A 15,317-nucleotide genomic window follows, 5' to 3' on the forward strand; every position below is an offset into this window, starting at 1 on the left:
AACTCTAAGTTTGCGACATGAAAAAAATAGGATTAAATCTTTTTGCTTACTAAGGTTGGCTTATTACCTTTGTTGTTAAAAGGAGAGCCAGCCTGCAGGGAAGGGAAACTTTGAAATTAACGGGGCTCAAGCCCATCTTCTGTTTTAGTCCTCCCTGCACAGTTGCAAAGACCTGATAGAAAGTTAAGGCTTCGAGCCTATTTAGAGTTTTGAGTCCGTTGCAACTTTAGCCGGTTCCTATAATTGCAAAGTTATGAAGAAAATTTTTATTGGCATCGACTTCTCAAAAGAAAAGTTTGATGCGACCGTCATCAAGGCGGAAGATTTGAGCGAGATGCTGTCCGTAGGGCACCAAGAGTTTGTCAACAAAGTTTCAGGCTATCGTAAGATGCTCCGTTGGGTGGACAGCCTATGCGGTGCCGACACATGTGAGAACTGGCTTTTCTGTGGCGAGAATACGGGCGGATACAGCCAGATGATGAGCGACTATCTGTATTCAAAAGGCTATGATCTTTGGATAGAGAATGCCTTGAGCATCAAACGTGCTTTCGCCATGAAACGCGGAAAGAGCGATAGGTCTGATTCGCTGATGATTGCCGAGTATGCCATGCGCTACCAGGACAAGGCCCGTCTATACGAGCCGTTGAGCCCGGCACTCTCACAGTTACGCGAGGTGTTCCTCTACCGTCACATGCTCGTCAGGCATAAATGCAGTTTTGAGGTTAGGCGCATTGAGAAGCGTCTTACGCAACAGAAGTCATCCGCAAAGACGATGATATCGCAGAGTTCTCGACACATATTAACCGAACTTAAGCACGAGATTCAAAAGTGCGACCAGCGAATACAGGAGCTTGTACGCTCAGACGAGGAACTTAGTCGCATCTTCGGCATCATTACTTCCATGCCCGGTGTGGGAACGCTCAATGCGGTGTGTCTGATGGTCTTCACCAACAACTTCACCAAGTTCGACTACAACGCCCGCAAGATAGCCTGCTACTACGGTGTGGCGCCCTTCTCCCGTGACTCTGGAACCAGTGTGCACTCGGCTCCAAAAGTAGGATATTTGGCTAACAAAATGATCAAGTCGCTACTCTCGCAGGCTGCTTTGGCTGCTGTGAACTTCTGTCCAGCTATGAGCATATATTACCATCGGCTGTTAGACAAGGGAAAAATGCCAATGGTAGCGTTGAACGATGTGAAGAATAAGATGTTGACCATCATCACAGCAATGGTAAAAAACGAATGCAAGTATCAGCCGGAATACATCTCTATAAATGCTCGGAGTGAAATGTTAAATAAATAGTTAAAATCAAAGAAACAGGAGGATAATAACATAGAAAGCAGAAAACACGAAAATATGCGTGTGAAATCAAGAAACCAAAGAACGTAGGCGTTCTAACGAAAAGGAAGCGACTTTGCATGGCTTAAATATAGGCTGGTTCTATAAATTACCACCGTATATTGTGAGCAAATTTTATGATATACGTTTTATTATCTTTTGGCTTATTTTCGGTTCAAAATGAAAGTTCGCTCAGTCGTGTAGCTCGCTACACTCCTTCACTCACTTACATTTTGACCTCAAAAATAAGTCCAAAATCTAACAAAGCTAATTTATAGAACCAGCCTATAATGAACGCTAACGATCACCGAACGAAACGGATTTGGCAGCGACACGCAGCATGTTGATGTCGGCAGAGCTGTTTCTTTCGAAGAACGTTAGCGTTCATAGATTCCAACTGTCGGATTCGTATTCGTTGTTCAGTTGGTTAGGGCATTGCCTGCAACTTAGTTGAGAATTGTAAATTCTGCACAAGTAGCAAAGTCCTGCCCATCGTGTGAATGAAGTGCGGTGAAGCGGAGATAACGTGCTTTGACGGGCTTGTTAAACATTACTCGCTGAAGTGCTTTTGTTTTTGGGAATGTTCCATCACTTCCTATTTGCGTCCACGTCTTTCCGTCTTGGCTTACTTCGACACGATAGTCCTTTACAAGTCCATTCCACGAATCTTGGCGAGGCAGGTAGGTAAAGCCTGTCATTGTCTTGACGGCTCCTCCATCCAATTCAAACCAGTGCGGATAGTTTGCCACAGTAACGCTGTACATGGTGTGCCAGTACGTATTTGGATTACCATCTATGAGGTGTTCTGCGTCTCCCTCACCGCTTTCTACGCTGGATGCAAACTTCAATGTCACAGGAACGTTTTTCATTTTCTCGAACTTCTGTGTATATCGAAGTGCAGAACCGCTTTGCCATGCAGTGACTTGTCCTCCTTGGGGTAGGGCAAAGGCGTTTGTATATTTTAGGGCTTTCCCCTTTCCGTTGAGTTGGTAATAGATAGTAGTGGGGTGTTGACTACTAATAGTTACCATTCCCGTATTGTTGCGCACCATGCTTAGCGGCAATTCTGATGATGAACGGATGAGTCCCATGGCGTTTAAGTGTTCCTTGCTCATATCTTGAATGGGACGTATCACGTAACCAAATGTGTGCGTACCAGCCTTCACTCTGTCTTTCTCCAATGGTCCACCTTGTCCGCAGCTATTTCCTCCCAGTCCTGTAATAGCGACATCGAGGTGTAGATAGATACCGTCAGAAGTGGGTAGTTCGTGTGGATGATTTGCCATTGCCAGTTGTTGAGCAGAGTAGGGAAGGGCAGAGAAGACCATGCCTTGCTCGTTGGTACTTGCAAAGAGTACACCTTGTCCGTCTTCGCTCTGCAGAGCAACCCAACGAGTATCTAAGTGGTTCGCCATATCCTGTGGTTTCGGGAAGCTAACCATCTCGTTGTTTACATCCGGTTGGGTATATATACCGATGTGCTGTGAGGTCTTGCGGTCGGGATAATTGCCCACAGGTCCGCGCCCATTGTACATCATTTTACTGAAACTTGAAGGCAGTTTTAGCACATATCCCAATCGTGGAAGTGTGAGTTGTGGGCGATTGGAAGAGATGCTGCTTTGACTTTCAATGCTTCCGTCTGGATAGATGGTATAAATGACATCAGTCGTAAATTTGAAATCAGGTCGTTTCTCCTGTTCTACGAGCTTCTTCCAGTTCTTGTCAGCACCCTCCAGTTTTGCACAATGTGCGCCTTGGCTCTCTATATTGAAATAGAGGGATATGGTAGCATCTTTATGTTTTACCATCTTATAGCTTAACGCCTTGTGCTGTAAATCGTGGAGTCCATTCTCATACCATGCCTGATAAGCCCAGTTGTCATTGTTCACCCATGCACGGAACGCATCCAATTGAGGTCCGTTGTTCTCCTTGATAATGGGCTTGCCTTGGTAGGACAAACGGCAAATGGAGCCTTTGGCTTTGTCGAATGTTACAGAGAAGTTCTTGCCTGTGACGGTAATTTGGGTAGCTTGTTCGTTTACTTTTGGTGCTTGTTGAGGCACACCAATGGTAGAAGTTAAGAGCGGACGTTGCTGTGCTTTCTGTACTTCTAACTGTTGGTCGGCTTGAATATATCCTGCCTTAGCCCATGGCATGTCTTCTTTCAATTGGAAGCGCACGATGAGTTGATAATTCTTGTTGGCGTCCAACGACTCTCGAAGTCCTGGAAGTTGTACCAATTGATGGTGACGTGGCTGTACCTTGCCCAAGTTGATGACACCATTTTTTACTTCTATGCCGTCCTCATATAGCGTCCATCCAACATTGTAGGATGATAAATCATCGGAATAATAATTCTTGTTGAAGATATCCAGCACATCTGTCTGACCCTCTGCCCATGTAATGCCCACGTTTTGGTACACTTTTTTAACCTCAAAATATTGTGGCTTAGGTTTCATATCCCCAAAGATGATACCATTCATCACAAATTGTCCATCGTTGGGCGTGTCTCCAAAGTCGCCACCATAAGCCAAATAGCGTTGACCGTCCTTGGTATAGTTGTACATACTTTGGTCAATCCAGTCCCAGATAGCACCTCCCATGAAGTAATTAGACGATTCGATAGCGTCCCAATAATCTTGCAAATTTCCCACTGCATTACCCATGGAGTGTGCATATTCAGAGATATGGAAGGGGTATTTGATGTTCATCTTTCCCTTCACAGCTGTTCGAACCCAGTCTATAGAGGGGTATTGATTGGACCCCATGTCTACAATGTCATTATTGCGCTCGTACTGTACAGGGCGAGTTTGGTCAACGCTCTTCAGCGCTTGGTATGCTGCCACAAAGTTTTTCCCTGGTCCTGCTTCGTTCCCTAAGCTCCAAATAGCAATGCTGGGTTCGTTGATAAACGATTGTACCATCTCCATAACCCTTGCCACATGCGCCTTGCGCCATTCCTTAGGATGAGAAAGCGATTCTTTTCCATAAAAATACTCATGGCTTTCGATGTTCGCTTCGCTTTCGAGAACGATACCATATTTATTGCATAGATAATAAAAATAAGGGTCGTTGGGATAGTGCGATGTTCTCACGTGGTTGATGTTGGCTCGCTTCATCATCATGATTTCCTGAAACATCTGTTCGCGTGGAATAGCATGACCCGTTGTAGGGTTAGTGTCATGGCGGTTTACACCCTTCAACTTCAGCGGTTGACCATTGATATAAAAGTATCGCCCAGCCATGTTAAATTCGTCTGCACTGGCGGGTGTGTCCTTAATTTCTACGGTGCGGAAGCCTGTTTGAACGCTCACAACCTCTGCTACCTTATTTTTCTTATCCTTCAGTAGCGCCACCAAAACATAGACATTGGGTTCTTCGGGTGTCCATGGTTTGATATTATTGAACTCAAAATCATCGTTCACCGACATACAAGTGCCACTCTTTAAGTTCATTGGCTGGCTCTCCAACATGGTGGAAACCAATTTGTTTTCGTCACCAAACAACTTGTTTTCGTACAATTGATACGAAATGTTGTAGTTCTTGGCAGCTTTCTTGTTCAAGTTTTCTATCGTTGTTACGATGTTTAATGCTCCCTTGCCATTTTTGAAAGTTGGCTTCACCACCAAATTCTGGATATGAACTTTTGGCGTTGCATATACGGCGACACTGCGAAAGATTCCCGGTAAACGAAACATGTCTTGAGCCTCAAGGAACGATCCATCGCTGGAGCGATATACTTCGACGGCAATATCGTTCTTTCCAGCATGTACATAAGGAGAGATGTCAAAGCGAGCTGCATCACGTGAGTTCTTCGAGAACCCCACATATTGACCGTTTATCCACAGATAAAAGAAGCTGTCTACACCGTCAAACGACACAAACACCTCGCGCCCATCCCAGTGATTAGGAATGGTAAACGTGCGCTTATACGAGCCCACCTCATTGCGATATTTGTACGTGGTATAGTTCTTGGGCGGCTCTCGCATCACGCCAAGGCGCCAGTCGTCAACAGCGATGTTGTATTTGAAAATCACCCACTGGTTCACATAAATGGGCACACCGTATTTCAAACTTCCATCTTTTTGGACACCTTGCATATTCCAAGAGCCTGGAACTTTGATATTATCCCAGTTTTGAGTAGAATAGCTCGTTTTATAAAAGTCGACTGGGCGTTCGTCTGGATTTTTAGAAAAATGAAATTTCCATTCCCCATCCAAGCTCATTCTATAAGAAGAATTTTCTGGAAGAAACTTACGAGCTTCTTCTACGGTGGCGAAAGAGGCAAAATTGGCACGTGGTTGCAACTTATTATAGCTCAATTGCTCTGGCGATTGCCATTCCTTCCCCGTTGGTGAAGACGCATTTCCATATTCAAAGCCTTCGAGCAGCTGGTTGTCTGCCATGGAAGAAAGCCCCAAAGATGCGAGTAAACACAAAATGATAGTTCTCAATTTCATCATAAAGTAGGTTTTAATTATCAACGTTTGGTTATTGGAACTACAATATTACAAAGAAAAATTGAGAAAAAGGCAGGGTAATGAAATATTCAATAATAAAATGTACACTTTTACTCCTATTTCGTGAATAAGGAGACTCGTTAGGGATTATATTCCCGTTTTTTAGTTCTCTTTTACGTATATATTGTAACTTTTACGTAATTTTGTGCGCTGAAACGAACAAAAACACTACTTAAGTGACAACTCCATGCAGATGATGAAAAGTATATTCCGTGGTGTGGGACAAGTCATGTTTCAGTGCAATGCGCTGTCGGGCGCACTGATGCTTGTAGGTATTGGTTGCAACTCCCTCCTCATGTGCTTGTTTGCCTTGGCTGGAAGTGCCATTGGCACATGTACGGCTGTTGCCCTTCGATATGATGCGGGGCGCATCCGTGACGGCTTGTATGGCTTTAACGCTGCGCTGGTAGGCATCGCCGTTCCCTGTTTCATGCCCATCCATGTAGGTTCTGTATTGCTCATGGTGGTGGTATGTGCACTGTCAACGCTGGTGACGCGACTGTTCGAGCGGCAACGCTTGCTTCCTGCGCTCACCGCACCCTTTGTACTCATCACCTGGGCAATGCTGCTGTTGAGTCACGTCTTCCCCCAGTTACAGCTGCCAGCAACGACAGCTGCCGGCACTGCGGAAAGTTTCTCGCTGATGAGAGCCGTCTCACTGAGCTTTGGACAAATCATGCTTCAGGGCAACAACCTGCTCACGGGCTTGTTGTTTCTTCTTGCCATTTGTGTCAATTCGCGCAAGATGGGCGTGGAATCGCTTGTCGCCTGTGTACTGTGTCTTGCCGTGGTGTGGGTGCCAGGTGTCAGTACCACCTCGGTGAACAACGGCATGTATGGCTACAATGCCATTCTTGCGGTTTTGGCAGTCGCCAACATTCTTGACATTGGCTCGTGGACTTACGCCAAGACATTGGTTGCCCTGATACTCTCGTTGCTGATGCAGTATGCAGGTTTGCACATGGGGCTTGTCACGCTCACCGCACCTTTCGTGTTGTCGGTGTGGTTAGTGGTTTTGTATCATACTTTCGTAGTTAAAACCAAACAAGACTAAAAAATGAAAATTAAAAGATGGTTAAGCCCCACCTTATGGGGCATTGTGCTTGCCACGACGGTGAGCATTCCCACCTTGGGTAAGATAGTAACAGTGGACAAGTCGATAAGTATTGCCCGCAAATATGTCAATGTGAGCCTTTCGGAACGTCATGTAACGAGGGCTTCGCATGGTACACCACCTTATTATATCTATAACGATCGCCACGGACGGGGGTTTGTTGTGGTGGCAGGCGATGATGCTATGGGACAAGTGTTGGGCTATTCGCACACAGGAACGCTCGACACGCTGCGTGCAAGTGGTGAACTTAAATTCCTGCTGTGCGCCTATCGTGACGCCTTTCACCAATTGCAAAGACAACCCAGCACAAGAGCTACCGTTACCGCTACGCCCCCTAACCGAAAGGAGGTGGCTCCGTTGCTCACAACGGCATGGAACCAAGACGACCCTTACAGTCGTCTTACGGGGTACAACTTTACGGGATGTGTGGCTACGGCAGTGGCACAAATCATGTATTATCATCGCTGGCCAGAGCGTGGAAAGGGCAGTTACTCGTATGTAGTGCGCTTTGACAACCGCACGATGAGCGTGGATTTCAGTCAGTCGGTATACCCTTGGGACAAGATGTTGCCCAAATACAACACACGCATGGCACTTGCCGATGCGGAGGCTTGCGACGCTGTGGCGCTGCTCATGCGTGATGTAGGCGTGTCGGTGAACATGCAATACAGTCCCACATCCAGCGGTGCACAAACCTTCATGGCTGCCAAGGCACTGAAAACGTACTTCAATTATTCCACCTCCATGCTCAACAAGTCTGATGAGGGCGCAGCTGCTTTCACTCAAATATTGCGCAAGGAGATAGAAAACGGCTTCCCTGTGTACATCAGCGGTAGCGTGAAGTCGGGCGGTAGCGGACACGCATGGGTGGTAGACGGTGTAGATAAGGACAACCTCTTTCACATGAACTTTGGTTGGGGAGGCGGTGGTGACGGTTACTTCTCCGTTACTGCACTCAACCTTTCCACCACAGGACAGGAGTTTGGCCGTAAGCCTCTCTCCTTCAACAAGCAGGTGCAGATAGTTTTGGTGCATCCTAACAAACCGGGAAGCGCACCCATTGCTGCCGAACTTGCGGACGATGCACCCAACTTGTGTTTCAACTCGGAGGGCAATATGAGCGTAGTTGGCGATATGCCCACCAACAAACGGCAACCCATGACGGTTAGCTATCACCACTTTAAGAACCAAGCCGACGGAACGTTTGCCGGAGATATTGGCTTGGGCGTGTACAACGAGCAGGGCAAACAAGTAAAAGTGGTGCCATCGGCATGGCACGACAAAGGCGGATACACCGCTGAGCGCGGCAAATATAACGGTGGTGTGTTGCAATCGGGACAGTTGATTGACGATGCTTGCACGTTTACGGTGAATCTTGAAGAGCTTGCAGATGGACGCTACTACTTGCAGGCTGTATGTGCAAGCATCAAAAACAAGACCACCTATGGGGCATGGTGCAAGATGAAAACGGCACCACGCATAGCCTTTCAGGTGCAAGGCAACGATGTGCGCCTATTTGAGAAGCCCGATGACAAAGCACCTTTCGCATTGGCATCCCATCCCTATACGCTCAAACCGTGTACTGCTGGCAACAAAGCCACGCTATGTTTGAGCATTCGCAAACTCACGGGTACGCCTTTCGATGGCACGGTGAGGGTGTCGCTCGTGGATGATGACAATCGTGTGGTGGCTACAGGACAAACCGCAGAGGCGGTGGATTTTGAGATGTTTGCAGATACAGAGGTGAGGGTGGACATGCACTTGCCCGACAATCTGCAATCCAAGAAATACAAACTGAAGGTAGAGGTAATCAAGCAAGATGATACCGGCAACATTGCCACGGTGGTGGGCATGGTGCATGGCAACGAGCCGTCTACGTTGCAGGTGGAGGCAGCTAAGCCCAGCGATAAGCTTTTCGTAAAACTCCAAGGAATGGTGCAAGACAACAGTGGAGCATCTATATCGCCCACAGACGTAGACCTCAGTAGCAATCCATGGCTCAAGATAGGAGTGGTGATGACGCTCGCACCTCAAGCCACCTACAACGGCACATTGACGCTTTGCCTGATTGATACGAAAACCCAGCGACGCATAGCCTTGGGCAACAGTGCCCAAAAACAATATGACTTGTCTGGAGGGGATGTTGAAATATTTATTACGGGATGGCTGAAGAACAAAGATAAGTTATGCGTCATCAACAACCGTACCTACCGATTGGCGTTGATGGGCATGGTAGACGGTGTGGAGTGTGATTTGTGGAACGAGAATTGCGCTCCCTTTGAAGTGTCGTTTACGAACAGTATTTACAATGTTTACCCTGACGAAACCACACATATAGACGCAACACAAAGCTCGCTACGCATGGTGAGAGGTGGTAACTGGATTGACGTACAGGGCGAGAACTTGGCACTTGTGCAGGTGTTCGCACTTAACGGAACTCTGATTGCTTCCTCCGATGCCCACGGACAACATACGGTGAGGTTGCACGTTCCTTCTACGCAAGTGGTTGTTGTGCGGGTGAAAACCCTTCATGGCAGCACCTTAACGAAGAAATTAGGATAAAAGCATTGAAAATAAAAAATAGGAGATAAAAATTCCATACATTGGATCTTTTATCTCCTATTTTCTTATGTGCCAATTTCTTTTACCATCGTATCTACAATATTACGAACGGTGATTGATGTTTCTCTCTCTCTATGTGGTTATTTGTGAGATCATGCAATAGAGTGGGGGGGGGGGTGCTTTCTTTTGTGTCAGCGTGTTACGATTTCTTTGCGCACGCGTCCATCGCCATATTTCACGATATTGATTCCTTTTTGCGGCGCTTGAATACGACGACCGTCAAGTGTGTAGCGTGCTGTCTCTGTGTTGTTGCCGTATTCTTCAGTCACGGTAGATATGCTCGTTGCGCCTGCGTCGGTGATGGTGCATTTGGCTGCATTTTCTATTTTCTTTGTATGATGGTTAATCAGCAGCACACAGACTTTCAGTTTCGATTTGTCTTGCAGCAGACGGTTGTAGGCGATGTTAAACACATGTTGGAAACTTTGCGTTTGGTCTACTTCTATCGGAGTCTTTACGAAGTCTTCCGGCCCTGGCGTGTAAACACCTTGCACTTCGCCTTCTCTCGCCGGGATGTAAACCCCTGTTGCTGCGATTGCCGTAAAGTTGTTGAGAATTCCGCTTACCACAAATGGCGAGTTGACGAACTTATCCATTTCAGGAGACTTGCCGAGAACGCTGTTGTCTCCCGAATAGCGATTGTTTTGTAACCATTCGGGCTTTGTCATCCCATCTTCTGTCAGCACATAAGCCACACTGTATTTCGTATCTTTGGGAACAACTCGAAAGGTGACGCTTGGCGTTACGGTGATGCGTTCTTTCTTTTCATCCCATTGGGCAGAGACATCAATATCCATGTCGGCGCCCATGGCTCTTTCTTCCTCAAATTCTGTTGTAGCCGTAAAATTGGAAAGCAGGCGACTTCTGTTCATGTCAAGATGTGGTGTGCCTTTTGCTTCGAAGCTGTTCCAAGCATAATCAGGACAGGATAGTGGGTCGGGACGGCGATGAATGGCAATGCCGATGAAATCATCGGGATAGTTCTTTTCCAAGTTCTCCATAACGGCAATGCCGCGTGGGCAGTATTGGCACCACATGCCTGTGTATTCTTCCACGACGACCCTGCGGTGAGGCACTTGTGTGACAGTGGCTCTGATAAGACCGGCACAAGGATAAGAGGCTCTGTTGGGCTCACCGTTCACTTTCGTTATCTCTACCTGCAATTCTGTTTCCGAAAGATGGTCATGAGGTGGCACGTCAATATTCGCATGCGTCCCCTCCATGCGTTTCAGCGGTTCTTTCAAGAAGTATTTTCCCTCCAACAGCACTTTTCCTTCAAAAGAAACCTTGTAATCAAAATCTTTCACCTCATCCCTGCCATAATTGGTAATCAACAGTTGGGCTTTCGCACTCTTGGCATGGATAGGTACATACACCTTTCGTCCAGTGGAGGGAGCCAGACTGTAGTCGCCTGCCCTAAGACTGTTTGGATAACAAAGGATGGCGATGAGCGCCAATAGTTGAATATAGATTCTTTTTATCATCTTGTAACGAGTGTTGTTGGGATGTTCGTTAGGAAATAATGTACTTTCGAGTGAATATAACTCCTTGATTGCTTCTGTACTTAACGATATAGGTGCCTTTAGGAAGTGTTGAAAGCGAGGTGAGCTGTCGATAGAGCAAAACGCCATTAGTATCATAGACATCGTAGATACCACCTGCTGGTATCGGTGAGGATGCAATGCCGGCGGTCTCAGGAATGAAGTTGATGGTAAGCTTCGGCCCGTTCTTTTCTGTCATCTTGCCGTTTCCCTCATCTTCCATGATGATGATTTGCAGAACAACCTTGCCATTTCCTTTTTTGGCGAAAGTATGTTTAATGGAAAGCTCCTCTCTACCAGTGGCAGCCATATCCTTTGATTGTAATTGATAAGTGCCGGCTTCTTCATGAGAATTGCAAGATTCAAACGCGCATACCTCCAACAGTCCTTCTTGCATTTCTATGTTATAAGAGAGTTTCACTTTCTGTGTTTTGCTTGAGCGGTTGGAGATGAATAGTTCCGTATGCATTTGTTTCTGCCCAGGCGTAAAAACGTCGTCCTCCACCTTATCAATAGTAAGCGTGGCGTCAGGTGTAATCGCATCTCCTTTGGCGTTGACAAAAACAACGTCATCCGAACTTGTCTGTGCTTGCACGCCTGCGAATGTGCATGCGAGCATACCTAAAAAACTAAGTAATCGTAATTTCATATTTTTATTTTTTATCATTTATTTACGGGTTGGAAATCTTTTTCCGAACCACCTGCTGCACACCGTTATCGTTATAGAAGAAAGCCACTATCCATGCATTGTCAGACAAGATGCCATTGGGCAGCGTGTAGGTGGTTTTCTCTTTGTGCGCATGTTCGGGAGAGAGCGTCAGTTCTGTTCCCCATTCTCCGTTGACGGCCGCCCTAAACACATGGTGATGTATGTGGTTCTTTTCTAACTTGTTGTTTGGAAAGAGCTGTGGCGCAATAACATCGTCTTCCACCAGCCATAGTTGCAGTTGTCCTTTCACCACTGTCGTCAAGGTATTCAAGTTGGTTTCTATCTCCACCTGGTGAGTGTCTGCGTCATATTGACATTTAAGCTCTATGTTTACGTTCGTCGTTTTGTTAAACTCATTATAGACTTTTCCAGCCCAAGCGTCTTTTGACAGTACGCCGCCCCGACGGTTGATGATGGCTTTGGGTACGTTGGGAATTGCCCAATGCTTGTAATACGCATCCCCCGCATCGGTGCGCAATCCTACAACAGAGGGGGAAGTTTTGATGGCGAGCTGTCCTGCGTGTATTGCGACCGCAATCAGTTTGTCGGCGCCATAAGTGGCTTGCAGCTTTGCGATGGTTTCTGCGGCTTCGGGGCAGAAGATGCACCGCTGCCCTGTAAAATCTTCTATCAACACGTTTTGCTGAATGGTGGCGGCAGGCACTTCGATGAGACGTTTGTCAGCGTCAATGGGGTCACAACTCGTTAAGAGCGAAAAGCCGGCCAAAAGGAGGATATATAAAGATTTCATTGCTGTCAGAGCTATCAGAAGTTATAATTGTAGGAAAGTGTCAGACCTTTGGTGGCAGGGATGTATCGGCATACCCCTCCCGAACAGTTGTAACCGGCGCGTGTGCGGCCATAGCCCAATTGTAACCTGTGCGCTCCACCGCTGTATGTCACAAAGCCTTGATAGTAGTGTACGTGGGTGTTGCCAAGGTTGTAAAGGTCGCTCAAGGTAAACATCCAGTGTGGCGCCAGCGACAGCTCGGCCAGTGCGAACGCCCAGTCTTTGTCACCATCTTTCGAGAAGAGGTACTGTCCCTCAACACGCAGCGTTGTTTTTCGTGCCAGTCTTTGCTTCACGTCTGTCACGAATATATGCGAGTTCAACATACCTCCATGTCCCTCAATCACCGTTTGGTTGTAACGCTGATTCATGTACATCAAGTTGAGCCTTGTGTCTTTGCCAAGGCGTTTCTCCACCTGCACGTCAATGTCTTGATAATAGGTGGATGCTCCCCAACGCCAAAACGAACTTCCATATCCATCGGTTCCCCTGCCGCCATCTTCATTTTTGGAAATGGAATGAACGTGCGAGAAGTTTATTTTCACCATCGTCCCATATTTGCCACCCAGCATAGAGCCTTTGGGAAAGGTATAGGCTCCCGCTGCCTGATATGCCCACTCTCCGTCGGGACGTGTGGCGTAGGGATAGAGTGCGGGCAGTGTGTAGGTGTGTTCTACGGTGAAGGCAGGCAGATGATTGATGAAAGAAGAGGTGCCTTCCATACCCCTGCTGCTGCGCAGCGTCATGTTCGTGCTGCGCTTGGCTTGCAGAAGCAGGCTCATGCCGCGTTTGGAGTATGAACCCGAGAGCATTGCCACATAACCGTTGCGATAGATATAGCCATTGTCATTGGAAGGGTCTTGTGTTTTCATCGCCATCTCTGCCAGCACGTTCAACGAACGGTGTTGCACGCGCATGCGAACGTCGAACGCGTTGACATAGCGAGGAAGGCGTAGACGGTGTGTAGGGTCTGTCATGACGACATTCTCTTTCTCGTATTTGTTGATGTAAGAAAAGCCAATCATCGCATAGGTCTGATGCTTCTGTAATCCTTTGAGCCACTCATCAATATTCCACTCGATGTCGCCCCCTGTCAACCAACTGTCGTTGTGGTTCCAATAGCGACGCTGGCGTCCTGTGAGTATTTTCACCGCCACACCATCCCAAGGACGATAAGACAAGCGCGCACCTTGCAGCGAATTGTCTATTCCAAGACTGCGTTCCTCGTATGTACGAAAGATGAAGCCCGACCCAAACTGCTCATAAAAACTGCCCAATGTCAATTCGGCATTCTTATAGCGACCTGTCACATAGAAATGAGGCAGTCCCCAACCTTTGATATCATTCTCAAACCCGGGAAGCGGATGTTTCAGATATTCCAGTCTTGCCCCCGCCTCTACATAGCGGCTTGTGGCTTTCAGGTCAAGATAAGTGTTTGTCAGGAAATGATCGTCATCAGTGCTTGCTCCCGTTGTCTTGTCTTTCTCTGGAAGCAGAATGTCACTCTGAAGACTTCCCGACAGGCGTAGCTTGTCCGATTGTTCTTGTGCGCAAAGCCATGTGCTTGCCATGCCGATGAGCCATCCAAGCATCATTATCCGTTTGTTCATAAGGCTACTTGCTTGCAATTTCCTTTATCTTTTCGTAAAGCTCCAGTTCTGCGCCATCGGTGTAACCGTTGTGTCGATAAATAATGTTTCCTTGTCCATCAAGCAACACCGTGTAGGGAATCAGTTGAATGCCCAGTGCGTGGCGCAACTCACTGTTGGGGTCGAGCAACACATCATATTGCCATCCGTTCTGGTCAACCAACGGCTTTACTTTGTTGATGTTCTGTGCCTGATCCACCGATACAGCAATAAGTCTCATGCCTGTCTCTTGCTGCCATTCATCGTAGAGTTCGGCAATGGCTTTTAGCTCACGGTTGCAAGGTTTGCACCATGTCGCAAAGAAAGCAAGCAGAAAGGGCTTGCCATTGTTGGCTATCGTATCCGTCTGTACGGTTTTGCCTTCCATGTCTTTGAGGATAACCTTGGGTAACCGTTCTTGTGCGTAGCTTCCCAAACTCACTAATAATAAAGCGAAAGAAAAAAGTATTCTCCTCACAGGTGCTGTACACACCGAAGACTTTGCTGCACAACATACGGGAAGCAACGATGTTTTAATGATATAATGCTGGAACATATTTTTATTATACTTCCATAAAATGAACTTTTATGTTCATCGAAATGGGTACTTAAATAACAAAATGCAAATTTACTGATTTTTTTAGATAAAAAAGCTAATTAGCTATTCTAAAATAAAATGCGGCTTCATTACCAACAAATTACCAACCAATTCTGCAAAGTCAACCAGCAAGTGTAAAATTAAAAACGTGCGTGAAGAATTCTTACTTTGGTGTAGAAAAGTTTAATTTTTCTCTCGCTCTTTGCTTATCTCTTACTTGTGTAGTACGTTCATGCCAAGCGCAGAACAAAAAAAAGAGCGGTTTAAAGACCGCTCTCATATCAAACAAAACTATCAATAAGTTCATCAAAAATCATTCAACGGAAAAATCGAAGCCAAAAGGAGCTGTCTTAAAATACTGATTGTTGAGTCCGTTCTTATAGAAGAAAACGTATTCTCCAGGTTCCAATGGTTGAGGGAAAGACACTTCAAAGGTTGTGTTGTTAATTGTCTTAA

Annotated in this window: 9 protein-coding genes; 3 read left to right on the forward strand and 6 right to left on the reverse strand. The window is 46.5% G+C overall.

Features of this window, described 5'->3' with window-relative positions; translation table 11 throughout:
- Positions 1–253: 253 nt before the first annotated feature.
- Positions 254–1,303: an IS110 family RNA-guided transposase gene (locus HMPREF9304_RS11185; RefSeq protein ID WP_036927940.1), complete on the forward strand. Its 1,050-nt coding sequence runs from the start codon at positions 254–256 to the stop codon at positions 1,301–1,303.
- 482 nt (positions 1,304–1,785) lie between these two features.
- On the opposite strand, the gene HMPREF9304_RS11190 is transcribed toward HMPREF9304_RS11185, so the two are convergent.
- Positions 1,786–5,802 carry a glycoside hydrolase family 2 TIM barrel-domain containing protein gene (locus HMPREF9304_RS11190; RefSeq protein WP_036929191.1) on the reverse strand — a complete coding sequence of 1,339 codons (4,017 nt, stop codon included), beginning with the start codon at positions 5,800–5,802 and terminating at the stop codon, positions 1,786–1,788.
- A gap of 250 nt (positions 5,803–6,052) precedes the next feature.
- On the opposite strand from HMPREF9304_RS11190, the gene HMPREF9304_RS11195 reads away from it, so the two are divergent.
- On the forward strand, positions 6,053–6,913 hold the full coding sequence (locus tag HMPREF9304_RS11195) for an urea transporter (RefSeq protein ID WP_231564524.1): 861 nt from the start codon (positions 6,053–6,055) through the stop codon (positions 6,911–6,913).
- Positions 6,914–6,916: 3 nt separating this feature from the next.
- Positions 6,917–9,535, forward strand: coding sequence for a C10 family peptidase (locus HMPREF9304_RS11200; protein ID WP_036929184.1), 2,619 nt, complete (start codon positions 6,917–6,919; stop codon positions 9,533–9,535).
- 191 nt (positions 9,536–9,726) lie between these two features.
- Here the strand turns inward: HMPREF9304_RS11200 and HMPREF9304_RS11205 are convergent, their stop codons facing one another.
- From HMPREF9304_RS11205 to HMPREF9304_RS11225, 5 genes are read right to left on the reverse strand one after another with little or no spacing between them, the layout of a single operon-like run.
- Positions 9,727–11,079: a hypothetical protein gene (locus HMPREF9304_RS11205; protein WP_036929187.1), complete on the reverse strand. Its 1,353-nt coding sequence runs from the start codon at positions 11,077–11,079 to the stop codon at positions 9,727–9,729.
- A 28-nt stretch (positions 11,080–11,107) separates the two neighbouring features.
- Positions 11,108–11,785 carry a T9SS type A sorting domain-containing protein gene (locus HMPREF9304_RS11210; RefSeq protein ID WP_036929194.1) on the reverse strand — a complete coding sequence of 226 codons (678 nt, stop codon included), beginning with the start codon at positions 11,783–11,785 and terminating at the stop codon, positions 11,108–11,110.
- Positions 11,786–11,807: 22 nt separating this feature from the next.
- On the reverse strand, positions 11,808–12,596 hold the full coding sequence (locus HMPREF9304_RS11215) for an Omp28 family outer membrane lipoprotein (RefSeq protein WP_036929189.1): 789 nt from the start codon (positions 12,594–12,596) through the stop codon (positions 11,808–11,810).
- A gap of 14 nt (positions 12,597–12,610) precedes the next feature.
- Positions 12,611–14,227: a DUF6029 family protein gene (locus HMPREF9304_RS11220; RefSeq protein ID WP_036929196.1), complete on the reverse strand. Its 1,617-nt coding sequence runs from the start codon at positions 14,225–14,227 to the stop codon at positions 12,611–12,613.
- A 22-nt stretch (positions 14,228–14,249) separates the two neighbouring features.
- A complete protein-coding gene (locus HMPREF9304_RS11225) occupies positions 14,250–14,819 on the reverse strand; it encodes a TlpA family protein disulfide reductase (RefSeq protein WP_231564525.1) in 570 nt (189 codons plus the stop codon).
- Positions 14,820–15,317 lie beyond the last annotated feature (498 nt).

It is taken from the genome of Hoylesella timonensis S9-PR14, assembly GCF_000762405.1.
Taxonomy (GTDB): Bacteria; Bacteroidota; Bacteroidia; order Bacteroidales; family Bacteroidaceae; genus Prevotella; species Prevotella timonensis_A.